Source organism: Streptomyces mayonensis (assembly GCF_018982965.1).
GTDB classification, from domain to species: domain Bacteria; phylum Actinomycetota; class Actinomycetes; order Streptomycetales; family Streptomycetaceae; genus Streptomyces; species Streptomyces mayonensis.
This window is the reverse complement of the sequence record NZ_JACBYP010000004.1, coordinates 19751-43787: the sequence shown is the minus strand read 5'-3', so window position 1 is coordinate 43787 and position 24037 is coordinate 19751. Positions and strand designations below refer to the sequence as shown.

The window sequence follows — 24037 nt, the reverse complement described above, 5'->3', positions numbered from 1 at the left end:
CCACGGCACCAGAGGCATGATGCGCACACCTGCCCTTTCCACGTCCCTGGCCCGCGCCGTGCACGAGCAGGCCGGGCGGACCCCGCACGCCCCGGCCGTGCGCGACGGCGACCGGACGCTCGACTACCGCACGCTGGAGGCCGAGGCCACGCACGCCGCCGCGGGGCTGCGGGCCCTGCGGGTGGGCCCGGGCGACGCCGTCGCCGTGGGTCTGCCCCGCGGCTGGCGGCTCGTCTGCGTGATGCTGGGCGTGCTCCGTCTCGGCGCCCGCGTCGTCCCCCTGGACCTGCAGAGCCCCGCGGAGCGCAGGGACCACGTCCTGCGGGACTCCGGCGCCGCGGTGTTCGTGCACGCCGGTGACGCGCCGACGGATCCTCCGCCCCGGACCGCGGCCGTGCCGGTGGACGAACTGCTGCGGTCCGGCCGGGACTCCGCTGACCGGCCGCTGCCGCCCGACACCGCTCCACCGGTCTCCTTCCTCTTCTACACCTCGGGAACCACCGGCCGGCCCAAGGGCGTCGAGGTGCGCGACTCCGGCGTCCTGCGGCTGGCGCATCCCGGGTACATCCGGCTGGAGGAGACGGCACGCTTCGCCTGTCTGGCCAGTCCCGCCTTCGACGCGCTGAGTTTCGAGGTGTGGGTGCCGCTGCTGACCGGCGGCTGCTGCGTCGTCCTGGCCGACGACGACGTCCAGTCGCCGGAACGGCTGGCGGAGGTCCTGCTGCGCGAGCGCGTCGACACCGCGTTCGTGACCGCGGCCCTGTTCCACGCCGTCGTCGGGACGGTGCCCGACTGCTTCGCGGGCCTCGGGCAGCTGCTGGTCGGCGGGGAGCAGCTCAACGCCCGGGCGGTCCGCTCCTGGTACCGCCACAACGCCGGCAGCCGCACGCGGTTGTACAACGTCTACGGGCCGACCGAGTGCTCCACCTTCGCGCTGTGCCACCCCGTCGCGCGGGACGCCGACACGCCCGTGGTGCCGATCGGGCGGGCACTGCCCGAGACCGGCACGGCCCTGGTGGTGCCGGGGACCACCCGCGCCGCCGCCCCCGGCGAGGTGGCCGAGCTCCTGCTGTCCGGCGCCGGTGTCGCCGCCGGTTACCGCAACCTGCCCGAGGAGAGCGCACGCCGGTTCGTGCCCCTGCCCCGGCCGGACGGGCCGCCCGTCGTCCACTACCGCACCGGTGACCTGGTACGCCGTGACGCCCGCGGAGACATCGAGTACGTCGGGCGCGCCGACCGCCAGGTGAAGGTCCGTGGCTTCCGCGTGGAACCCGGCGAGCTGGAACAGCGGATCCTCGCCCACCCGGCCGTGCGCCAGGCCCACGTGTGCTCCCGCCGGGTCGGGGCCGACGGGCCGAACGAACTGCTGGCCTACCTCGTCGTGGACCCCGAGCTGGCCTGGGAGGACGTCGACCGTCACCTGGCCGCCGGCCTGCCCGTCTACATGCGGCCGCACCACCTGTTCCGGATCGGCGCCGTGCCGCGCACCGCCAACGGCAAGGTCGACGAGGCCGCCCTGCTGGCGCGCACGGATCCGCCCTGGCGGCCGGACGGCGACGCGGCCGGGGCCACCGATCCCTGGCAGCGCGAACTGCTGGAGATGGCAGGCCAGGTCCTTGGCCTGCCGGACCTCCGGCCGGGCGACACGTGGATCGCGTGCGGCGGCGACTCCCTCAAGGCGTTGCGGCTGCGCTTCGAGATCCGGCGGCGCTGGAACCGCGACCTGCCGCAGAGCCTGGTGCTCGGCAGTGACCTCGCCACGCTGGCCGAGGCCGTCCGAGCCGTCCGGACGGCGCCGGACACCGGTGCGGTCGTGTATCCCGCCGTGCCGGCGGCAGGCGCCCGGTCCGCCCCCGCGACCAGCGAACAGCAGCGGCTGTGGCTCCTCCAGCAGCAGTCCCCGCACTCCCGGGCCTACGACGTCCGGCTGGCGTTCGCCGTCGAGGGCGACGTCGACGTCGCGGCCCTGCGCCGGGCGTCGTCGCGGCTGGTCGCCCGGCACCCCGCCCTGCGCACCGCGTTCGAGGCGGCACCCGGAGGGCTGCTCCAGGTGGTGGGTGAGCCGTACGACCCGTGGACGGGGGCGACGGAGCGGCACACGTCGTCCGGGGCGCATGCGGCGCCCGCCTCGTCCGCCTCGTCCGCCTCGTCCGTCTCGACCGCCTCACCCGGCGAAGGGGCGGGCGGCGAGCCGGAGTCCGGCGCCGGGCAGGACGCGTTCTTCGCGGAGCCCTTCGACCTGTCCCGGCCGCGCATGCTGCGGGTGGGTCTGCGCCCGTCCGCGTCGGGCTCCGGCTCGGTACTGCTCCTGCACCTGCACCACATCGCCGTCGACGGCTGGTCGCTGAACGTCCTGCTGCACGATCTGTCGGAGGGCTACGCCGCGGCCCTCGCCGGAACGGACAGCGGCCCGGAACGCGCCGCCCCCGCGCCCACCCCGCTCGACTTCGCCGTCTGGCAGGAGCAGTGGCGGGCCGACCCGGCCTACGACGCCCTGCGCACCGGGCTGCTGGCCCACTACGCCGAGCACGCCGCGCCCGAGCAGGCGATGCCGCAGCAGGCCCTCACCCCGGAGGCCCGCCCCGGTGCGGCGCTGCTGCACACACAACTGGACGTGGTCCGCCGCGCAGCCCTCGACCGGCTCTGCGGCGCCGCGGGGCTGACCCGCTTCCAGGTGCTGCTCGCCGTCTACGCCTGGGCGTTGTACGGGGTGACCGGCAGCACCCGGCCCCGGGTCGCGGCACCGGTCGCGGGCCGTCCGGTGCGGGAGTTCGAGCACAGCGTCGGCATGTTCGCCAACACCGTCCTGCTTCCCCTGGACGTGTCACCGGGACAGCAGTTGCGTGAGCAGTTGCTGCGCCTGGGCCGCGACACGCAGGAGGTGCTGGAGCGGCAGGACGTCGCGCTGGCCGACGTCGTGCAGGCACGGAGTCCGCAGCTCGGGGCGGGTTCTCCGTTCGACTTCCTCTTCGTGCTGGAGAACACCGACTTCGAGACGCTGACGCTGCCGGACTGCGAGACGTCCCCGTGGTGGCCGGTGCCCGCCGAGGCCAAGTGCCCCATGACGCTCTCGGTGCTCGAACGGCCGGACGGCCTGCTCTGCCAATGGGAGTACGCGGAGGACCACTTCACCCCGGCGCGGGCCGCCGCGGTGGCCGACCTGTTCCGCCAGGGGGTGGACGCCCTCACCGAGGAGCCGTCCGGGACAGCGGCCGGCAACGCGGCAGGCACCGTGGCCGACCTGGTCGCCGGCTACCGGCGGTCGCTGCCCGAGCCCGGGCGCGGCGAGTCGCGCGACCTGGCCTGGGAGACGGTGGCTGAGGGGTTCGCCCGGCAGGTCGCGAGGACCCCGTCGGCCCCGGCCCTGATGACCGCTCAGGGGCCGGTCGACTACCGGACGCTGGACGCCTGGGCGGCGGCGCTCGCCGCCGACCTGCTCACGGCGGCTCCGGTGCCGGACGGCGAAGGGCCATGCCATGTGGCCCTGTTCCTCGAACCGTCCGCCGAGCACGTGGTGGCACTGCTGGCCCTGGCCCGGCTGAACCTGACCGCCGTACCGCTGGACCCGTCGTACCCGCCCGTGCTGCTGCGGCAGATCCTGGAGCAGACGGACCCGCTGTGCGTACTGCTCCCGCCCGGGGACCAGTCCGCCTTCGACGCGGTCGACCCCGGGGGCCTTCCGCGCCGCACCGTGACCCTGTCCGAGGCGGCGGCCCCGCCCCTGCCCGCCCACCGGGGCGGGCGGCCCCTGTACACCCTGTTCACCTCGGGGTCGACGGGCGTCCCCAAGGGGGTGCGGGTGTACGACCGCACCCTGTGCAACCTGCTGCAGTGGCAGGAGGCGTCGGGAGGGCCGGGCGGAGCGGCGGCGACCCAGCAGTTCTCCATGCTGTCCTTCGACGTGTCCTTCCAGGAGATCTTCGGCACCCTGTGCGCGGGAGGCTGCCTGCATCTCGTACGGCCCGGCTGGCGCCAGGACGTTCCGGCGCTGCTCGACCAGTTGGACGCCGCCGGCATCGAGCGCATCCACCTGCCGTTCGTCGCGCTGCAGATGCTCGCCGAGCACGCCGTGCACCTCGGCCGCCACCCGTCCCGGCTCCGCGAGGTGGTGACCGCCGGAGAGCAGCTGGTCTGCACCGACGCCGTGCGCCGCTGGTTCGCCGGCATGCCCGGCTCCCGGCTGTTCAACCAGTACGGGCCGACCGAGACCCATGTCGTCAGCAGTCTGTGCCTCGACGGCGACCCCTCGCGCTGGCCGGACCGGCCCGCCATCGGCGGCCCCGTCGCGAACGCGGTGCTGCACGTCGTCGACGAGGCCGGACAGCCCGTGCCCCCCGGTTGTCCGGGCGAGCTGCTCCTCGGCGGGGTGGTGGACGCGCCCTGCTACCTGGGCGACGGGCGTCTGAACGAGGAGCGGTTCACCGAGCTGCCCGGGCAGGGCCTGTTCTACCGCAGCGGCGACCGTGCCCGGTTCGACGCCGACGGCCTGCTGCACTTCCTGGGGCGGGCCGACGACCAGATCAAACTCAGCGGCCACCGTCTCGAGCTGGGGCAGGTGGAGGCGGCCCTGCTGCGCCACCCCGGCGTCGTCGGGGCCGTCGTGGCCGTCGACGGTGCGGAGCTGGTGGCGTGCCTGACGTGCCGGGAGCCCACGCCCTCCGCGGCCGGCCTGCGGGAACACCTGGCCGGGCTGCTGCCCGCGCACGTGCGCGTCGGCCGCTTCCGGCTGCTCGCCGGCCTGCCGCGCACGCCGAGCGGCAAGCTGGACCGGGAGGCCGCGTTGCGCGCACCGTCGCGGGAACTGCCGGCCGCCCACCACGTTGCCGCCGGGCCGACGTCCGGGCGGGAGGCCGCGCTCGCCGCCGCCTTCGAGGAGGCGACGGGCTCGGCCATCGGGTCCGACGAGACGTACTTCGAGGCGGGGGCGTCCAGTCTCGACCTGATGCGCTTCCACCTGCACTGCACGACCGTCCTCGGGCTGCCCCTCACCGTCGCCGACCTCTTCGAGCATGTGACCGTGCGGCGACTGGCGCGGTTCCTCGACAGTCGTCAGTCACCGCCGGACGGTGAGCCGCCGCAGCCGCGGGAGGCGGCGCCGGGCACCGGAGCCCGTACGGCCGCCGGTACGCGGGCGGGCCTGGGTGCGGAACCGGGTGCGGCTTCCGGTGCGCACGCGGGCGCGGAAGCGGATACGGGCAGCGGCGCCGGCACCGAGGGGATCGCCGTCGTCGGGATGGCGGTACGGGCGCCGGGCGCCCCCGACCTGGCCGCCTTCTGGGAGCTGATCGCCGCGGGAGGGAGCGGCATCGAGTACTTCGACGCACCCGAGGGCGTCGTCGGCGCCAGGAGCCAGATGGACGGACTGCTGGCGTTCGACCCGGACCGCTTCGGCATCAGCCGCCGGGAGGCGCGGCTGATGGACCCCCAGCAGCGGCACCTCCTGATGGGCTGCGTCGAGGCGCTCGCCCACGCCGGGCTCGCCGACACCGGAGCCGTGCGCGTCGGGCTGGTGGCCGGCGCGGGCGAGAACACCTACTTCCAGGCCATGCTGCGCGAGGCCGACCCCGCGCTGCTCCCCGACGAGTTCCAGCTCGCCCTGCACCACGACAAGGACTTCCTCGCCACCAAGGCGGCCTACCACCTCGGGCTGACCGGCCCGGCGTTCACCACCCAGACCGCGTGCTCGAGTTCCCTCGTGGCCGTGCACCTCGCGGCGGGCCTGCTGCGTCAGGGCGACGCCGACGTGATGCTGGCGGGCGGCGTCCTCGTCGACACCTCGCTGTCCCGGGGCTACCGGTACCGCCCGCAGCACATCTTCTCCGCCGACGGGCACTGCCGGCCGTTCAGCGACGACGCCGACGGCACGATCGGGGGCAGTGGCGTCGGCGTACTCGTCCTCAAGACGCTGAGCCGGGCGCGGGAGGACGGGGACACCGTGTACGCGGTGATCACCGGGTCCGCGGTGAACAACGACGGGTCGGCCAAGCTCGGTTACAGCGCCCCCTCGCTCCCCGGTCAGCGCGCTGCCGTCCGTACCGCCCTGCGCCGCAGCGGCCGCCCCGGCTCGGACGTCGCCTACGTGGAGGCGCACGGCACGGGCACGCGTCTCGGCGATCCGGTCGAGGCGGAGGCCCTGCGCCAGGCTCTCGGTACGACGGAGCCGGACCACTGCGCGCTCAGTTCGGTCAAGAGCCAGATCGGGCACCTGGGTGCGGCGGCCGGAGCGGTGGGTCTGATACGGGCCGTGCTCTCCGTCCACCACGGTGTCATACCGCCCACCCGCGGGTTCCGCGCCCTCAATCCGGAGATCGGGCCCGACGCGGCACCGTTCTACGTCCCGGCCGAGGCGCTTCCCTGGCCCGCGGGGCGGGAACGGGTGGCCGCCGTGAGCAGCTTCGGCATCGGTGGCACCAACGCCCACCTGGTATTGGAGGCGGCTCCGCCGACGAGGGCGGGGGCGGGGAGCGCCGCGGACCACGGCGCCGTGCCGCTCGTCGTGCTCTCCGCGGCCGGGGCGTCCCGGCTGCGGTCGGACGCCGCGCGGATCGCCGACTACCTGGAGCGCAGGCCCGACGCCTACGGCCAGGTGCTGCGCCATCTGCAGGCGGGCAGACCGCAGGAGCGCCTGCGGATCGCGTCCGTCTGCCCCACCCCCCGGAGCGCCGTCGCCTGGCTCCGCACGGCGGCCGCGGACGCAACCGGGCCGACTGCCGCGGATGCGGATGCGGATGCGGAGGTGGCGGAGATCGCGGAGGTGGCGGCGACAGCAGCCATGGCGGTAGCAGGGGCCATGGCTCCGGGGAGCCCGGTCTCGGCGGCACAGGTCCGGTCGGCGTCGGAGCTGGCCGCCGCATGGCTGGCGGGACGCACGGTGGCGTGGCCGAAGGGTGCCGCCCAGGCGCCGTGGGACTTTCCGCCGCCGTCGTTCGACCTCGCGGACTTCGACTTCGAGCGGGTGGCCGCCGCGAACTCCACGACGGAACGGTCCGCGGCGCCCGCGACGGCGGCGCCGGTTCCGGAGCGCCTGCCCGAGGCGGAGTGGCTGCACCAGCCGCAGTGGGTGCGCCTGCGCCGGGCCGCCACCGTTCCCCGCGGAGAGTGCGCCCGCCCCCTCGTCGTCGTCGCCGACGGCCCGGCCGACGCGGCCCTGGTGGACGCCTTCGCCGTGGGCGGCCGCCGGGTGGTGTGGGTGCGGGCGTCGGACTCGCTCGCCCGGACGGGAGCCGACCGCTTCGAGGCCGACCCCGCCGACCGGGCCCACCTGCGGTACGTCATCGACGCCGTTGCCGAGGACGGGCCCCCGGGCATCGACTGGGTGCACATGCTGCCGCTCTCGCTGGAAGGGGCCGTACGCGCCGCGACGCTCGACCGGGCCGGCTGGGCCTGTCTGGACACGCCGGCGGCGCTGCTGCAGGCGGTGTCCGGCAGTCCGCACGGGGCCCTGCTGCGGCCCTGGTGGCTGTCGCGCGGGTCCAGACCGGTCCACGGCGAGGTCGGCCGTCCGGAAGCCGCGCTGCTGGCCGGCGTCACCGAGGTCGGACCTCAGGAGGGCGCCCCGCAGGGCCACTGGGTGGACCTTCCCGGGACCGAAACCCAAACCGAAACCGAAACCAAGACCCAAACCGAAACCAAGACCGAGACCGAGACCGGGACCGGGAGCGAAACCAAGACCGGCACCGCCACCGCTTCCGCCCCCGCCACCGCCCCCGACGCGGACACCTGGGCGCCCCAGCTGGCCGCCCTGCTCGCCGAGCCGGAGACCGCGGTCCTGCCCCGGCAGCTGGCGCTGCGACAGGGGTACTGGTGGGAGCAGGTGCTCCTGCCGGTCGCCGCCGCCCCGGACACCGCCGCCCCGGCGCTGTCCGCGGAGGAGGGCGACCACCTGGTCCTGGGCGGCACCGGCGGCCTGGGCACGGGCATCGCGGCGTGGCTGCTGGCACACACCCCCGGCCGGGTCCTGCTGCTCTCCCGCCACCCCCGGCTTCCCGATGCCCTTGCCCGCTGGGCGGAACGCGTGGAGCTGATCGAGGCCGACCTGGCGGCCGAGCCGACCGCCTCCGTCGCCGGACGCATCGCCTCCCGCACCGGGGCGCTGGCCTCCGTGGTGCACGCGGCGGGCACTGCGGCGGGCGAGCTGGTGGCGCGGCGCGACGCCGTGGGCATGCGGCAGGCCCTCGCGCCGAAGCTGCGCGGGGCACTGCTCGTGGAGCGGCTGGTCGAGGAGCACCGGCCGGCCCTCGCCGTCTACTGCTCGTCCGTGTCCGCGCACCTGGGCGGCGTGGGCCAGTTCGACTACGCGGCCGCCAACGCGCTGCTCGACGCCTTCGCCCGGCACGACCGGCCGGGCGGGGGCACGACCGCCCGCCTCACGCTGGCCTGGGACGTGTGGCGGGAGACCGGCATGGCGGTGCGGGCACTGCGCGGCGACGCGCGGCACCAGGCGCACCTCGCCGTGGGCCTCACCGTCGAGGAGGGGCAGCGGGTCTTCGCACGCGCCGTCGGGCTCGGTCTGCCGCACCTGCTGGTCTCCACGACGGACCCGGAGGCGTCACGCGTCTTCTACGCCGCCCCCGGTGCCCCGGCCGCCCGTCCGCCCGGAGCCTCGGCCCACGCATCCGCCGCCGACGCCGACGCCGCAGACACCGCAGACGGCGCTCCGGAGGAGGACTCGACGCGGGAGCTGCTGGCGAAGCAGTTGTGCGCCTGGCTGGAGGTCGACCGGCTCGACCCGGACGCGTCGCTGTACGACCTGGGAGCCGACTCCCTGACCCTCCTCAGCGTGATCGAGACGGTCGACCGGACCTTCGGCGTCGAGCTCGACCTCGGTTCCCTGAGCCACCGGGTCAGCCTCGAGGAGATCGTGGAGCGGCTGGAGGAGGCCCGGGGGAAGGCGGACCGGCCGTTCGACGCACACGAAGTCACGCTGCAGGTCTGGCAGGAAGGGACCGGCAGTGACGTGGTGTGCCTGGTGCATCCGGTCGGCGGGGACATCCAGGCCTACCGCTTCCTGGCCGCCGCGCTGGACCCGCGGGTGACCGTGGCCCTGATCGCCGACCCGGGACTGCGGAGCCGGGAACTCCCGGGGTGGACGATCACCGAGAGGGCCCACCGCTACCTCGATGCGCTGCGGGCCCGCTTCCCGGACGCCGCGTGGCGGTGGCACCTGGCCGGCTGGTCGTTCGGGGCCTGGGTGGCCGCGGGCATGGCGGCCGAGGCGGAGTCGGCGGGCCGTCCGGCCCGCTCGCTGCACCTGCTCGACCCGCCGCCGCCCGGCAGCGGCACGGTCTTCCAGGAGTACGACGAGCGGCAGTTGAAGACGGTCTTCGCCGCCGAGCTGGGGATGGGCGGCGAGGAGGCCGGGCCCGGGGAGCAGGCGGAGACGTACGCGGACCGTCTGACGCGCTGCTGCCGGGCCAACCTGCTCAGCATGGCCGGTCACCGGCTGCCGCGGATCACGACGACGCCCACCCGGCTGTGGCTCGCGCGGGATCCCGTCGAGGGCCTGCCGCAGCTCGGCACCCCCCGGAAACAGCTGGCCCACTGGCGTCCCCACCTGCCGGACCTGCCGGACTCGACGGGCCCGCAGGTCCTGGCCACGACGCACTACGGCGTCGTCCGCCCTCCGCATGCCGCGGCCGTGGCGCAGGTCATCGGCACGACCGTCGCCGGGGACACGGCCGACGGACCGACCGCCCGCTGACGGCGCCGTACTCCCGAGTCCCGTACCCCGCCCCACCACCGAGGAGAACGCGATGGAAGCCTACGAACTCGCCGCGCTGGAAGCCGTCACCACCAGGCCGCCCAGGGCCTACGAACACATCTCCGTGGCGCCCCTGACACCCGTCACCGGTGCCGAGGTCACCGGCGCGGACCTCTCCCGGCTCGACGAGGCCGTGCTGGCCGAGATCAGGACGGCGTTCCTCGACCACCACGTCCTGGTCTTCCGCGACCAGGAGATCACCACGGAGGAACACAAGCGTTTCGCCGGCCACTTCGGTGAGCTGCGGCCGGTCAATCCTCCGCCGCCCGAGGGCGACCCCGTGGTGCTGGAGATCAAGACCAGCGCGGCCGCGGGCAACGTCGCCGGCAACGCCTGGCACGCCGACGGCACGGCGGACCTCGAACCGTCACTCGGCTCGATGCTCTACATCACCGAGACGCCGGAGGGCGGCAGCGGGGGCGACACGCTGTTCGCCAACATGCACCTGGCCTACGAGATGCTGTCGCCCACGATGCGCGGTCTCCTGGACGGCCTGACGGCCATTCACGACGGGGCGCAGAGCTTCCGCGGCTACAGCGTGCCGCCGAACTACGAGATCCCCGTGAACGAGCACCCGGTGGTGGTGCGGCACCCCGAGACGGACCGCCCGATCCTGTACGTCAACCAGGCCTACGTCTCCAGGATCCCCCAGCTCTCCGAGCCGGAGAGCGACGCCCTGCTCCAGATGCTCTTCGCCCTCGTGACGCAGCGCCCGCTGCTCACCTGCCGGGTCCGCTGGACACCGGGCACGCTGGTCTTCTGGGACAACCGCTGCGTCCAGCACCACGCCACCTACGACTACTACCCGCGCACCCGCTACGGCCGCCGGGTCGCCATCAACGGCGGCCCGCTCAAGGGCTGGTAGCGGCGCGCCCTGCTCCCCGCGGCGGCCGCCGATCCGCCGCGGGGAGCCCGAGGCCGGAGTGGGAGAGCCGGACCGGCGCGGGAGAGGCCGGACCGGCGCGGGAGAGGCCGGGCAGGCGTGGGAGAAGGCCGGGCGACAGCGAATCGACAGCCGTGTTTTACGCCCGCCCGACCGTCGGCGCGACAGCATCGCCACACGGTCTGAACAGCATGTGCCACGGGGCCGTACCTCTCGGCAGATCACCACGCATCCACCCCGGAAGGGAACCCCAGCATGACCAGCGCATCGTTTCACCGCCCCGCGGGACCGGCCCGCCGTACCGTCGTGACGGCCGCCGGAGCGGCAGGGCTCACCGCCGTGCTGGCCGCCTGCGGAGGCTCGGACGAGGACACGTCCGGCGACACCGGCACCGCCCCCTCGGCCTCCGCGCCCGAGGAGGCGGGCGGCGGCGGTTCGGGCGGCGGCGAGAACGCCGGGGCCGGGGTCGCGCTCGCGGCGACCGCCGACATCCCGGAGGGCGGCGGCAAGGTCTTCCCCGACCAGAAGGTGGTCGTCACCCAGCCCACGGCGGGCGACTTCAAGGCCTTCTCCGCGACCTGCACCCATCAGGGCTGCGCGGTGCAGAAGGTGGCCGACGGGGTCATCAACTGCCCCTGTCACAACAGCAACTTCTCCATCACCGACGGCAGCGTGCAGGGCGGTCCCGCGCCCGAGCCGCTGCCCGCCGTGCAGATCACGGTCAGCGGGGACTCGATCCAGCTCGCCGGATGACCGTGACGCAGCGCCGGGGCCGGCGGATCATGATGACGCCCGGCGAGCTGGAGGGGTTCCTCACCGCCCAGCGCACCTGCCGGGTCGCCACGGTCTCGGCCGACGGGATGCCGCACGTCAGCACCCTGTGGTTCGTCTGGGACGGTTCCTCGATGTGGCTGTACTCCGTGATGCGCAGCCGGCGCTGGACGGACCTGCGGCGCGACCCGCGGGTGGCGGTCGTGGTCGACACCGGCGAGGAGTACGACGAGTTGCGGGGCGCGGAGCTGTCCGGGCGGGTGGAGTTCGTCGGCGAGGCCCCGCGCACCGGTGAACTGTGCGCCGAACTCGACCTCCCGGAAACGCTGTTCGCCCGCAAGAACTTCGGCCTTCAGGAGATGCCGCACGACGGCCGCCACGCCTGGCTGCGGCTGACGCCGGAGAAGGTCGTCTCCTGGGACTTCCGCAAGCTGGGCCCGTCGTAGGCAGGTTCGGCCCGCCCGGCCCGCGAGCCGGTGCCGGGCGGCCGGCGAGCCGGTGCCGGCCGGGGCCGTCCGGAGCGGCGCCCTGCCAGACCGTCGGGCAGCTGCATCGGCTCGTTGTACCGGTCGCGTACGGCGGCCGGCTCCGGGGCGCCGCACCCCGCGCCTCAGACGTGGCTCCCCGGCGGTCCCGAGCCCGGTCCCACCGCCGCGGCGACCGTCTCCGCCAGGGCCTCGACGTCGTCGTCCGCCAGCGTCGAGACGGTGATCCGGATGCCCGGCGGGGCGCCGACGCGGAAGCGGGCGCCGGGGGCGACGGCCCAGCCGGCGTGCAGCAGCCGGGCGACGGCCCCGGTCTCGTCGGGCACCGGGATCCACACGTTCAGGCCGCTGCGTCCGTGTGCGGTGATCCCGCGTGCGGCGAGGGCACCGAGGAGGCCGTTGCGGCGGCGCCCGTACACCGCGGCCGCGGTGCGCGCGTCCACCGTGTCGCCCGACCACAGCCGGGCCACGGCCCGCTGGGTGACGTGGCTGACCCAGCCGGGGCCCAGCCGCTGCCGTCCGCGCACCCGGTCGAGCGTGACGGGGTCGCCCGTGAGGACGGCGAGCCGCAGGTCGGGGCCGCAGGCCTTGGCGGCCGAGCGGACCAGCGTCCAGCTGTGCGTCGTACCGGCGAGGGGGTGCAGCGGGAGGTCCACGATGCGGTGGCCGTGATCGTCCTCGATGAGCAGGGTCGCGGGGTGGTCCCGCAGCACCGACCGCAGGGCACGCGCGCGCGTGGCGCTCAGCGCCGCCCCCGTCGGGTTCTGCGCCCGGTCCGTGACGACCAGGGCACGGGCGCCGGACTCGAGCACCCGGCGCACGTCACCGGGGAGCGGGCCCTCGTCGTCGACGCCGACGGCGACCGTGCGCAGGCCCAGCGCGGGGACGAGGTCGAGGAGGCTGCCCCAGCCCGGGTCCTCCACGGCGACGGTGTCACCGGGCTTGAGGTGGGCCGCGAGCACCCGTTCCATGGCGTCCAGCGATCCCGACGCGACGGCCACGGGCCCGTCCGGCACGCCGTCGGCGTCCAGTTCGGCCCGCGCGACGCGCGCGAGGCCGGGGTCGACGGGCGCGTGCCCGTAGAGAACCGGGTCCCGGTCTCCCTGCTCGGCGGCCGCGGCGAACACCGGTCCCAAGGCGGGCAGCAGGGCCGCGTCGGGGTTGCCGTCGGACAGGTCGCGCACTCCTTCGGGCACCTCCACGCGGATGTACTCGCGCCCCGTGGTGGCCGGCTTCGCACGTACCCGGCTGCCCCGGCGCCCGGCCGTCTCGATGACCCCGCGCTCCCGCAGGGTGCGGTAGGCGGCGGCGACGGTGTTCGCGTTGACCCCGAGCTGCTGCGCCAACTCCCGCATGGGCGGCAGGGACTGCCCCGGCTCCAGCTCCCCCGCCCCCACCGCACGCTCGACGCTCGCGGAAATCTCCGCTGCGCCCCGCCCTGTGATCCGATATTCTCCTAGCACAAAGAAGATTATGCACTAGTGCAATGGAGAACGCCATGCGGGACGCCGCCCGGGACACCACACAGCCGCCACAGACTCCGCACTCGCCGTCGCAGGACACGCAGCAGCCGTCGGGGACCGCGCAGACACCGTCGCGGACCACCCGCGCGCCGTCGCCGTCCGCCGCCGACTACCGGCCCACCGGCCGCACGGTCCCCACCCGCGCCCCCGACCGGGCCTCGTACGACAGGGAACTGGTGCACGCGATACTCGACGAGGGCTACGTCTGCCACCTCGGCTTCGTCCGCGACGGTGCCCCGGTGGTGCTGCCCACGCTCTACGCCCGGGCGGGTGAGCGGCTGTACGTGCACGGCTCGACGGGTTCCCGCCCGCTGCGGATGACCGGCGCGGGCGACCCGGGGCTGCCGGTTTGTCTGACGGTGACCCATGTGGACGCGCTGGTGCTGGCCCGCTCGGCCTTCCACCACTCCATCAACTACCGGTCGGTGGTGGTGCACGGCACCGCGTACGACGTGACGGACCCCGAGGAGCGCCGCACCGCCCTGGACGCCCTGGTCGACCAGGTGGTGCCCGGCCGCTCCCGGGACTCCCGGCCGGCCAGCAAGAAGGAGCTGGCCGCCACCGCCGTGATCCGCCTCGACCTCGACGAGGTGTCCGCCAAGCTCCGCACCGGCGGTGTCAACGACGAGCCCGAGGATCTCGCCCTCCCCCACTGGGCCGGCCTCCTGCCGCTGCGCAAGGGGTACGCCGCTCCGGTCGCCGACCCGGCGCTGGCCCCCGGTGTCACCGTGCCCGGCTATCTGTCGGCACGGTGACACCACGGGGCCCGGCGGTCAGGCGGGCGCGGACCGGGTCCGCGCCTGCCGGGTCTCGGCCACCGCGAGCCCCGCGACCGAGCCGAGCATCAGCAGGGTGCCGGCCAGGGTCGCCGCCGTGAGGTGCTCCCCGAGCAGCAGGACGGCGAGCGCCGCCGCGCTGACCGGCTCCAGGAGCATGATCACGGAGACGGTGGCGGACCGGACGACGGCCGCCCCGGCGAAGTAGAGCCCGTAGGCCAGCGCGGTCGGGACGGCGGCGACGTACGCGAGGAGCCACAGCAGCCGGACCGGTTCGGCGGTGTGCGGCACCAGCCCCTCCGCCAGGGCGAGCGGCAGCAGGCACAGGCTGGTGACGGCGAAGGCGCCCACGGACGTGCCGGCGGCGTCCGCCCCGCCGTCCCGCCCCCACCAGCGGGTGAGCAGCGTCATCACCGAGTACCCGGCGGCGGACAGCAGGGCGAGGAGCACACCCGCCGGGCGGACGGTCGTGCCGCCCCCGCCGAGGACGAGCACCGCCAGCCCGGCGAGCGCCCCGGCCACTGCCGCGACGCCGCCCGCGCCCAGGTGTTCGTCCAGGGCCAGACGCGCGCCGAGCGCGATCAGCACCGGCCCGGCGCCGAGGGTGACGACGGTGGCCACGGCGAGTCCGGTGGACTGCACCGCGGCGAAGTAGGCGGTCTGGAAGACCGCGAGACCCAGGCCGGTGACGAGGGACCGCCATGCCGTGCGGGCGAGAGGCCGGCGGTACTCCTGGCGACTGTCGGGCCGGCGGTACTCCTGGCGGCGGGCTGTGCCGTCAGGTCGGTCGTCCGCGGCCGCGCGGGCCCCGGTTCGCATGCGCAGGGGACGGGCGGCGAGCAGCAGGACCAGCCCGGCGGCGCAGCGCCAGAAGGACAGGGCGACGGGCCCCATGTCGCTGGTCCGGTAGACCAGCGAGGCGGCGGCTCCGGCGGTGCCCCAGGCGACACCGGCGACGATCAGATAGAGGAGGCCACGCCCGACGGGCAGGCCGTTGACGGCATTCGGCACGATTTCTCTCCGCAGACGCGCACGGGGCGCGGGAGTTCGGAGCGGCCCCGGAAAGGCCGGGGGCGCGCGGACTGCGTCTGCGGGCGGCACTGTCCGGCCCGGCGACGACACGCCGGGCTGGTGCCCCGTGCGGGGCACTGGTCAGGGGCCCGCCTCAGGCGGCCGGAGGCGGGAGGACGAGTGCGTCGGCATGCATGATCCGCACCTTAGGCCGCCGTTCCGCGGCCGGACAACTCCCTTTCGGGGCCTCCGCCCGCCACGGGGCCCGCGCTGCCCTTCGCGGGAGCGGACGACTGCGCGATGAAGGCGCCCAGCAGGACCACGAGGCCGCCGCCGATCTGCGGGGCGGAGAGGTGCTCGCCGAGCAGCACCCAGGCCAGCACGGTCGCGATGACCGCCTCGAGGCACGCCACGACCCCGGCGACCTGGGGAGACAGACGGCGCACGGCGACGATGCCGGTGACGTAGGCGAGCACCGTGGCGACGAGCACGATCCAGGCCAGCAGCAGGGCGGCGGCCACGGGTGTGCCGTCCATGGGTGCGGTGCCCGCGAGGACGGACCAGTCCATGGACCAGGGGCGGGCCACGGCGGTGAGCACGGCCGCTCCCACGAGCAGGCCGTAGGCGATGACGCCGAGCGGGTCGGGACTCTCGTCGCCCGCGTCGCTGCCCTGGTCGGACAGGACGAAGTAGCCGACCTGGCAGCAGGCGGCGCCGAGGGCCAGCAGCAGTCCGAGGGCGTCGAAGCCCAGTCCGGCCCACACCTCGACCACGCAGGCCAGGCCGCCGACCGCGAGGACCACCCCGAGCGCCGCGGCCCGGGTCACCGGCCGCCGCTGCACGAACCGTACCCAGCCGAGCACCAGGGCCGGGGCCAGGTACTCGACGAGCAGCGCGACGCCGACGGGGATGCGGGAGATCGCGGCGAAGTAGCAGGCCTGCACGCCGGCGACGGCGAGCAGTCCGTACCCGGCGACCAGCCCTGGGCGGCGTCGGATCAGCGCCCGGTGGCGCACGGCGAGCGGCAGCATCACCAGGGCGGCGCCGGCCACCCGCAGCCAGACCACGTGGAGCGGGTCGAGTCCCGCCTCGATCAAGGGCTTGGCCGCGACTCCCGAACCGCCGAAGGCGATCGCGGACGCGAGCGCCAGGCCGAGCCCGGCACCCTTGCCACGGCTGCCCCGGGTGCTGTCAGAGGTATCCACGGTCGCATGATGGCAGGGGTCGACATGACCGTCACCCCTCATGACACCTGTCTCACCGACTGGACGTTCCGCGCGTGGCGGGCCGCGGCGCGCGGGCGGCTCCGGCTCAGGGCGCGGGTTCGAAGTGCTGCTCCACGCGGGCGAGCACGGCGTCCGGCTCGACGGCGGCACGGGCCAGCACCTCTACGGCGCGCGCCTGCGGATCCGCGACGAGGGCGGCGAGCAGGTCGACACCGCAGGCGCGGGCCGCCCCGCGTCGCACGGCGCGGGCCCTGGCCTCCTCGGTCGCCGCCGCGGCCAGTGGCGAGAAACCGGTGGCACCGGTCACCACGGGTACCGCCCCGGAGTCCTCGACGGCACTCTGCCAGCGCAGGCCGTAGCCGATGCTGCGCTGCACGAGGTAGCCGAGCAGCCGGGCGATCCGGGCCCCGTCCCCAAGGACGGCCCTGACCTCGGCGTCGGACTCGAGGAGGGAGTGGAGCAGGTGGGCGGTGTCGATCTGCCGGTCGCCGTCCCGCACCGCCCTGCGGCGGGCACCGGAGACCGCCGCGGCCAGTTCCGCGTCGAACCGGTCGTCGAGGTCGGCGCCGTCCGGGCGCCGGTCGTCTTGCTCACCGGCGGACTGCCGGGGGATACGGGGTTGCACATCTCCCAGCCCATCAGTCCCACGAAATCAAGTCATCCCCGACGGGAAGCATTTCGGCATCCCACACAGAGTGGACCCGTCCGGCTGGAATCTCCTCCTTACGGATGAGATCAAGCCGTATGGCCCCGAAAGGTGCGCACCCCCCTTGCCGCGCACGGACGGGCGGGTAGGGGCCCCGGTCCGGGGCGGGCCGGAAGGCCCGGCGGCGTCGGCGGGAGAGGCCGGAAGGAGGCATCGGCGGGAGGGGCCGGCCGGGCGCGGGGAGAGCCCCCCGCGGATCACTCCGCGGAGGGCCTCACTTTCGGCACGCCGTAAGGCGCTCAGTCCTCGTCGGCGAGGATCAGGTACAGCTTCTTGCGGGCGTCGCCGATGACGGCGAGCGCCTTCTCGCGCTGCTCCTTGCTGCCGGTCTTCCAGACCTGGCCGAACGCCTCCATCAGCCCGAAACCGGCCTGCCGGATGTCGTTCAGCGCCTCCCAGTCGACGCCCTTGGACGCCTCCTCCCAGGGTGCTTCCGGGCCCTCACCGGCCGCGGTGCGGCCTTCCTCGGTGAGCGCGAAGAGCTTCTTGCCGCCCTCGCTCTCACTGATGATCAGCCCCTCGTCCTCCAGCAGCTGGAGGGTGGGGTACACCGAACCGGGGCTGGGCTTCCAGGCGCCGCCACTGCGCTCGGCGATCTCCTGGATCATCTCGTAGCCGTGCATCGGCCGGTCCTTGAGGAGGGCCAGGATCGACGCCCGTACGTCGCCGCGCCGCGCCCTCCCCCTGGGGCCGCCGCGCCCCCGGCCGCCCCAGGGCCCGCCGTGGCCGAAACCGGGCCCGAAGGGACCGCCGGACCCCCCACCGGGGCCGCCCGGCCCGAAGGGACCGAAGGCCGCACGCCGGCCGTCGAAGCCGCCGCGACCGAAGGGGCCGCCCTCTCCGCGGCCGTGTCCACCGTGGCCGTGCTCGTATCCGTGGGTACGCATCGTCATCACTCCATTCAGTCGTTGATCTAACGCGACTCTAACGCGATGCCTCAACGATATATCGGAATCGGTTGAATGCCAAGGCCCCTTCTTCCTCGGAACCGGAAACCGGACCGCCCGAGGACCGCCCGAGGACCGCCCGAGACGGCGATCGCGCCCGGACAAAGGAGGACGGACGGTCCGGCGACGGGCGACCGGCCTTGGCCCGGGGCCTCGCACAGCCGTTAGCGTCTGGGCATGCGTATCCGAATCGTCGACGCCTTCACCGACCGTCCGTTCGCCGGCAACCCCGCGGGAGTGCTGCTCCTGGACGCCTTCTGGGACGACGACCGCCTCCAGCGCGTCGCCCTGGAGGTCAACCACGCCGAGACCGCGTTCGCCCACCGCCTGCCCCCGGGCGGCGAGGCCGACTGGGCGCTGCGCTGGTTCACGCCGGTCACCGAGGTCGCGATGTGCGGCCACGCCACCCTCGCGACGGCGCACGTCCTGCACTCCACCGGCGCCCACGAGGGCCCGGTGCGGTTCGCCACCCGCAGCGGCGTGCTGGCCGCGACGCCCGAGGACGACGGCTCGGTCACCCTGGACTTCCCGACCGCACCCCTGGCCCGGGTCGAGGCTCCGGCGGGGGCCGCCGAGGCGCTGGGCGCGGAACCGCGGTCCGTGTTCGACACCGGTGAGAGCGTCGGGGACCTGCTGGTGGAGGTCGCCGACGAGGAGACCGTGCGGGGGCTGACGCCGGACCACAAGGCGCTGGCGGCCCACTCCGCGCGCGGCATCATCGCCACCGCCCGTGCGGCGGACCCCGCCCGGGGCTACGACTACGTCTCCCGCTGCTTCTTCCCGAACGTCGGTATCGACGAGGACCCGGTCACCGGCAGCGCGCACACCGCGCTCGCGCCCTTCTGGTCCCAGCGCCTCGGCCGGGCGAACCTCACCGGGCTCCAGGTCTCGCCGCGCTCCGGCCGGGTCCGCACGGAACTGCGCGGCGCGCGCACGCTGCTGAACGGGCACGCGGTGACGGTGATCGAGGGCGAGCTGCTGGCCTGACCCGCGCCCGGCACCCCATGGTTGCCGGCGGCCCGCCCCGCGTCGCCGTCAGGCCGTCGGCAGCCAGTCCACTTTCCCGGCCAGCAGCGCGTAACCGACGAAAGCCCCGATGTCGAGCAGCGAGTGCGCCACCACCAGCGGGCCCACCCGGCCCCAGCGGCGGTACAGGTACACGAACACGACGCCCATCACCATGTTGCCGACGAAGCCGCCGATGCCCTGGTAGAGGTGGTACGACCCGCGCAGCACCGAACTGGCCGCCAGCGACGCGCCGGTGCCCCAGCCGAGCTGGTCGAGCCGGCGCAGCAGGTAACCGACGACGATCACTTCCTCCAGGACGGAGTTCTGTACCGCCGAGAGGATGAGGACGGGGTACTTCCACCACACCTCGGGCAGCGCCTCGGGCACCACGGTGAGGTTGAAGCCGAGGCCGCGGGCGGCCAGGTAGAAGGCGATGCCGGTGCTGCCGATGACGGCGGCGACGGCGGCGCCGCGCCCCAGGTCCGGCCATGGACGGGTGCGGTCGAAGCCGAGGGTGCGCAGGCCGTGCCCCTCGCGCAGCAGGAAGTGCGCCACGAGCGCGACCGGGACGAGCGCCGTGGTGATGCCGAAGAGCTGCCAGGCGAGGTCGAGCCAGGGCCTGCCGGGTGCCGCGGAGGCGTTGAGGGTGGCCGCCTGGTCCTTGAGTCCGCCCGGGCGGGTGACCGAGCCGACGAAGCTGATGAGGGCGGACACCCCGCTCGCACCGAGCGAGAGCGCCAGGACCAGCAGCGTCTCGTCCCGCAGGATCCGCCGCGCGGGCCCCTTGCCGTCCGCCGGCTGCCCGCCGGCCGGTTCGCGCGAAACCGCGCCGTCCGTCGCGTCGTCCACCGGACCTGCCTCCGCCATGCGCACCTGCCTCCAGCCGGGACGTCACAGCTTGCCCGATGGGCACGGGGCGGCGCGCGGCGGGGGCGGTCCGGGCGGCCGGTCAGCTCAGCGGTACCGGCTCCGGCAGGCCCACCGGCCACCGGTGCACGGGGTCCCCGTCGCGCATCAGCTCGACGTAGCGCCGGGTCGTCGCCGCCAGCGCCTCCTCGCGGGACAGGCCGGCCTCCAGCGCCCGGTGGAACGTGGCCGCCTGCCAGGACGCGCCGTTGACCCGGCGCCGGCACCGCTCCTCGATCACACCGAGGTACAGGTCCCGGTCGGCGGGCTCCACGCCCCACGCGTCGAGGCCCGCCTCGGCGAGCGGCAGCAGTTCGTCGCGTACGAGCACGGCGGCGTCGACCTCGGTGGTGCCACCGAGCCGGCCGCGCCGGGGCCACTCGAAGCGGGCGTCGATCCCGTGGCGGCACGCCGCTTCGAAGTTGGCGGCGGCGGCCTCGAACGGCAGCCGCGTCCACACCGGCCGGGGCTCGTCGGCCAGTGCGCGTACGACGCCGTAGTAGAAGGCGGCGTTGGCGATGACGTCGGTGACGGTGGGTCCCGCGGGCAGGACCCGGTTCTCCACCCTCAGGTGCGGGACACCGTCGGCGATGTCGTAGACGGGGCGGTTCCAGCGGTAGACGGTGCCGTTGTGCAGCACGAGTTCGGCGAGGGTGGGCACGCCGCCCGCGTCGAGGACCTCCAGCGGGTCCTCGTCGTCGCAGATCGGCAGCAGCGCCGGGAAGTAGCGCCGGTTCTCCTCGAAGAGGTCGTAGGCGGAGGTCACCCAGCGTTCCCCGAACCAGGTGCGCGGCCGCACTCCCTGCGCCTGGAGTTCGGGCGGGCGGGTGTCGGTGGACTGCTGGAACAGCGGGGGACGCGACTCGCGCCACAGCTCGCGGCCGAAGAGGAAGGGCGCGTTGGCGCCGACGGCGATCTGGGCGGCGGTGACGGCCTGGGCCGCGTTCCACACGTCGGCGAAGCGGTCCGGGGTGACCTGGAGGTGCAGTTGCACCGAAGTGCAGGCGGCCTCGGGGGCGATGGACTTCGAGGTGCAGGTCAGACGCTCGACACCCTCGATGTCGAGGGTGAAGTCCTCGCCCCGGGCGGCGACGATCTGGTCGTTGAGCAAGGCGTAGCGGTCGACGGCGGAAAGGTTGGAGGAGACCAGGTCGTCACGGTCGAGAGTCGGCAGAATGCCGATCATCGCGATTCCCGCCTCGACCTCTCCCGCCTTGCGGTCCGCATATGCCAGAGACGTACGGATCTCCTCGGAGAGCCGGTCGAATACCCGGCCGCCCAGCCGGTGGGGAGCTATGTTGACTTCCAGGTTGAACATGGCGAGTTCTGTTTGGAAGTCGCGGCTCGCGATCCGTTCGAGGACTTGCGCATTCAACATTTTCGGCATCCCGTCGACACCGACGAGATTCAACTCGATCTCCAGACCCATCAGGTTCTTCGGGCGGTCGAACCGCTTCTCCGCCAGGAGACGCTCCAGGCCGGTCAGGCACCGCTGGAGCTTCTCGCGGTAGCGCTGGCGATCGGACAGGTCGAACTGACCTGCCACGACCTTCTCCCCCATGGAAGAGTCCCTTCTCGGAGCGTCGATGCGGAGATCCGGCCGCCGGCGACCGGTCAGGGTGGATGATGCCCAGCCGAAGCGATCGATAACGTCCCCACGCGGGCCCGGCACCCACTACGCTGTGCCGATGTGACCGGTGGCACATTCGCCGGGCATGACGGGAACGCGGTTTTCACGCTGCGGCAACTCGTGAAAAACGCCGACGACAATGGGCCGACCGCGCGGTGAACATTCCCCGAGGTCACCGCCGCACACTCGGTCCGAAATCCGGAGGATTCCCGCATATCGACGACCGAATGCGGCCTTGTAACGGTAACCGGAATCGGCTAGCCGAAACACAGTCTGAACACATGTCGTATAAACTCCGCGGACAAGGCAGAAGACCGGCGCCCGCGGTCGAAGGATCCTGCCGTCGAGCTGACGCGCGGCAGATCTCACCCCCTTCTCGGTTCCCGGGCCCGTCCCCTGCCTTCCCAGCCCTGTGAGCTGACAGCGTCGTCCGCCCCGCTCCGCCCTCGCGCCACCGTGCCTTCGAATGAGAGGCGACCCATCATGCCCCTGCGTGTGCCCCCGGCCCCCGCGGCCGCCCTGCGCTCCGTCCTCACCGCCCTCTCCTCGCCCACCGCGGTACGCGAGGCGCGGACTCCCGCCCTGCTCGGCGCCCAGGGCCCCCTCACCCCCGAACTCCCCCTGCCGGTCCACGTTCTGGACCGGATCACCGCGGAGGGCGTCGCGGTCACACGGCTGACCGGGTGGCGGTTCCTGATCCACTGCGGCGACCGGGCGGTGGCCGCGGCCGAGACCATGCTGACCCCCGACGGCTGGGCCTTCTCGCACTTCTTCGAGGGCCCCTACGTCGCCTCCACGGGGCACGCGCTGCGGCAGGCCGAGTCCGTTCCGCAGACGTACCAGCCGCGCCTGCTGTCCGTGCCGGAGCTGTACATGCTCACCCTGTGGCTGCACGGGGACCGCTCCGCGGACGCCGCCTGTGGCCACCCCGGGCCCACCGACCTGCTGGTGCCGCTGGCGCCGGCACCGCCGGGCATCGCCGCCCACCGGCCGCACCGGGTCGCCGACCTGCTGCCGGTGCTCACCCACCGGGTGGCGCCGACCCGGCTGATGGGCTCACCCGCCTGACCCTCCCGCTCACCCACCCGCGCGGACTAGCCCCATCCGGCCATGCCGAACCATCCGAAATGACAGTGCAGTTGGACTGAACCGTCCGCGCGGGTGAGGCGTCATCAACCTGTGAGAAGCGGTGCTGCGAAATACCTGCGGATCGACGCCCGTGGGGCAACACTGGGTTCGGACCGACTGAGACAACGGGGGGCGGCCATGAACGACGCTTCACGCCGCGGGACAGCCACGAGCAGGACAACGACCTCATCCGTCATCACAGACCGAGAGACCCCACCCATGTGCCAGCACCAGCCACCGTGTCCGTCAGCCGACTCCGCCGACCGGGAATCCGCCCGCCTCGCGGCGCACCACCCGGAGCAGGGCTGGAGCCTGCTGTGCAACGGCGTCGTCCTCTTCGAGGACACCGGTGAGCTTCTGCCGGACGGTCAGGTCATCGCCCCGCACCGCCCCGTCGGCGCGGGTCTGATCACGGCCGCCTGATCACCCGCCGGGCGGAGCGGGACCGCTCGCCCGAGCGCCCTGGGGCCGGTTCGCAGCCGCGGCTGCGAACCGGCCCCGCCCCGTGTCCGGACCCGGTCACGGTCCGTGGCCGGCCGGTCCCCGAGACGGGGCGGGGCACCGCTCAGCCACTCCAGCCTCCTCTCAGCTCCTCCCAGTGCTTCTCAGCTCTTCGCCAGGAGCTGCTTGAGGGCGATGTTCAGCTCGAGGACGTTCACCGCCGGCTCACCGATGAAGCCGAGCGTCCGGCCCTCGGTGTGCCGGTCGACGAGCTCCCGCACCCGCACGACGCTCAGGCCGTTCTCGTGGGCGACCCGGCCCACCTGCAACCGGGCATACTCCGGGGAGATGTGCGGGTCGAGTCCCGAGCCGGAGGAGGTCACCGCGTCGGCGGGGACGTCCTCCCGCCGGACGGGGCTGCCGGGCACGGAGTTGTCCCTGATGACGGCGGCCTGGGCAGCCTTCACCTGCCCGACCAGCTCCGGGTTGTCGGCGGCCAGGTTGGTGGCACCGGAGACGATCAGCCGGTACTGGGTGTTGAGGGTGTTCTCCCCCAGTCCGTTGGCCGGCCGCCCCTGGAACCACTTCAGATCCGGTTCGGGAGTCTCCTGGCCCGCCTTGAGCGGCAGGTTGTACGACTGTCCGATCAGCGAGGAGCCCACTACCCGGCCGTCCGCCGAGACCTGGGAGCCGTCCGCCTTGCCGGGGAAGAGGGCCTGGGCGGCCCCCGTCACCACCAGGGGGTAGGCCACGCCGGTGACCAGGGTGAGCACCAGGAGGGCCCGCAGACCGGCGGCGAGCAACCGCGCCGTGTTCGATACCGAGTTCTTCATGAC

General features: G+C 74.2%; 16 protein-coding genes. 8 read left to right on the top strand and 8 right to left on the bottom strand.

What is annotated here, in order from left to right; all coding sequences use genetic code 11:
- Positions 1–16: 16 nt before the first annotated feature.
- From HZS56_RS02320 to HZS56_RS02305, 4 genes are all read left to right on the top strand, one after another.
- Positions 17–9700, top strand: a complete 9684-nt coding sequence (locus tag HZS56_RS02320) for a non-ribosomal peptide synthetase (protein WP_253913604.1) — start codon at positions 17–19, stop codon at positions 9698–9700.
- A gap of 52 nt (positions 9701–9752) precedes the next feature.
- The gene (locus HZS56_RS02315) at positions 9753–10625 is read left to right on the top strand and encodes a TauD/TfdA dioxygenase family protein (RefSeq protein WP_216718948.1); all 873 of its coding nucleotides are present in this window, start codon (positions 9753–9755) and stop codon (positions 10623–10625) included.
- Positions 10626–10898: 273 nt separating this feature from the next.
- A complete protein-coding gene (locus HZS56_RS02310; RefSeq protein WP_216718947.1) occupies positions 10899–11396 on the top strand; it encodes a Rieske (2Fe-2S) protein in 498 nt (165 codons plus the stop codon).
- Positions 11393–11860 carry a pyridoxamine 5'-phosphate oxidase family protein gene (locus HZS56_RS02305; RefSeq protein WP_216718946.1) on the top strand — a complete coding sequence of 156 codons (468 nt, stop codon included), beginning with the start codon at positions 11393–11395 and terminating at the stop codon, positions 11858–11860. Before HZS56_RS02310 ends, HZS56_RS02305 begins: the two co-directional genes overlap by 4 nt.
- A gap of 164 nt (positions 11861–12024) precedes the next feature.
- Here HZS56_RS02305 and HZS56_RS02300 read toward each other — a convergent pair whose 3' ends face one another.
- On the bottom strand, positions 12025–13362 hold the full coding sequence (locus tag HZS56_RS02300; RefSeq protein WP_216718945.1) for an aminotransferase class I/II-fold pyridoxal phosphate-dependent enzyme: 1338 nt from the start codon (positions 13360–13362) through the stop codon (positions 12025–12027).
- A gap of 23 nt (positions 13363–13385) precedes the next feature.
- Between HZS56_RS02300 and HZS56_RS02295 the strand changes: the two genes are divergently transcribed.
- The gene (locus HZS56_RS02295) at positions 13386–14177 is read left to right on the top strand and encodes a pyridoxamine 5'-phosphate oxidase family protein (protein WP_253913603.1); all 792 of its coding nucleotides are present in this window, start codon (positions 13386–13388) and stop codon (positions 14175–14177) included.
- Positions 14178–14195: 18 nt separating this feature from the next.
- Here HZS56_RS02295 and HZS56_RS02290 read toward each other — a convergent pair whose 3' ends face one another.
- The 4 genes from HZS56_RS02290 to HZS56_RS02275 form a co-directional block, all read right to left on the bottom strand.
- Positions 14196–15209: a DMT family transporter gene (locus HZS56_RS02290; RefSeq protein ID WP_216718944.1), complete on the bottom strand. Its 1014-nt coding sequence runs from the start codon at positions 15207–15209 to the stop codon at positions 14196–14198.
- 206 nt (positions 15210–15415) lie between these two features.
- On the bottom strand, positions 15416–16456 hold the full coding sequence (locus HZS56_RS02285; RefSeq protein ID WP_216718943.1) for an EamA family transporter: 1041 nt from the start codon (positions 16454–16456) through the stop codon (positions 15416–15418).
- A 64-nt stretch (positions 16457–16520) separates the two neighbouring features.
- Positions 16521–17060, bottom strand: a complete 540-nt coding sequence (locus HZS56_RS02280; protein ID WP_216718942.1) for a Clp protease N-terminal domain-containing protein — start codon at positions 17058–17060, stop codon at positions 16521–16523.
- A 320-nt stretch (positions 17061–17380) separates the two neighbouring features.
- Positions 17381–18028, bottom strand: a complete 648-nt coding sequence (locus HZS56_RS02275) for a PadR family transcriptional regulator (protein WP_216718941.1) — start codon at positions 18026–18028, stop codon at positions 17381–17383.
- Positions 18029–18265: 237 nt separating this feature from the next.
- Here HZS56_RS02275 and HZS56_RS02270 point away from each other — a divergent pair, with 237 nt between their 5' ends.
- Complete coding sequence (locus HZS56_RS02270; RefSeq protein WP_216718940.1) at positions 18266–19075, top strand: PhzF family phenazine biosynthesis protein; 810 nt, start codon at positions 18266–18268, stop codon at positions 19073–19075.
- A gap of 48 nt (positions 19076–19123) precedes the next feature.
- On the opposite strand, the gene HZS56_RS02265 is transcribed toward HZS56_RS02270, so the two are convergent.
- Both HZS56_RS02265 and HZS56_RS02260 read right to left on the bottom strand, forming a co-directional pair.
- Positions 19124–19963, bottom strand: a complete 840-nt coding sequence (locus HZS56_RS02265; protein WP_216718939.1) for a CPBP family intramembrane glutamic endopeptidase — start codon at positions 19961–19963, stop codon at positions 19124–19126.
- An 82-nt stretch (positions 19964–20045) separates the two neighbouring features.
- Positions 20046–21563: a glutamate-cysteine ligase family protein gene (locus HZS56_RS02260; protein ID WP_216718938.1), complete on the bottom strand. Its 1518-nt coding sequence runs from the start codon at positions 21561–21563 to the stop codon at positions 20046–20048.
- Between the two features lie 552 nt (positions 21564–22115).
- Here HZS56_RS02260 and HZS56_RS02255 point away from each other — a divergent pair.
- Positions 22116–22700: a hypothetical protein gene (locus HZS56_RS02255; protein WP_216718937.1), complete on the top strand. Its 585-nt coding sequence runs from the start codon at positions 22116–22118 to the stop codon at positions 22698–22700.
- Positions 22701–22979: 279 nt separating this feature from the next.
- Positions 22980–23183: a DUF5999 family protein gene (locus HZS56_RS02250; protein WP_216718936.1), complete on the top strand. Its 204-nt coding sequence runs from the start codon at positions 22980–22982 to the stop codon at positions 23181–23183.
- 182 nt (positions 23184–23365) lie between these two features.
- Here the strand turns inward: HZS56_RS02250 and HZS56_RS02245 are convergent, their stop codons facing one another.
- Positions 23366–24034 carry a potassium-transporting ATPase subunit C gene (locus HZS56_RS02245; RefSeq protein WP_216718935.1) on the bottom strand — a complete coding sequence of 223 codons (669 nt, stop codon included), beginning with the start codon at positions 24032–24034 and terminating at the stop codon, positions 23366–23368.
- Between the last annotated feature and the right edge of the window lie 3 nt (positions 24035–24037).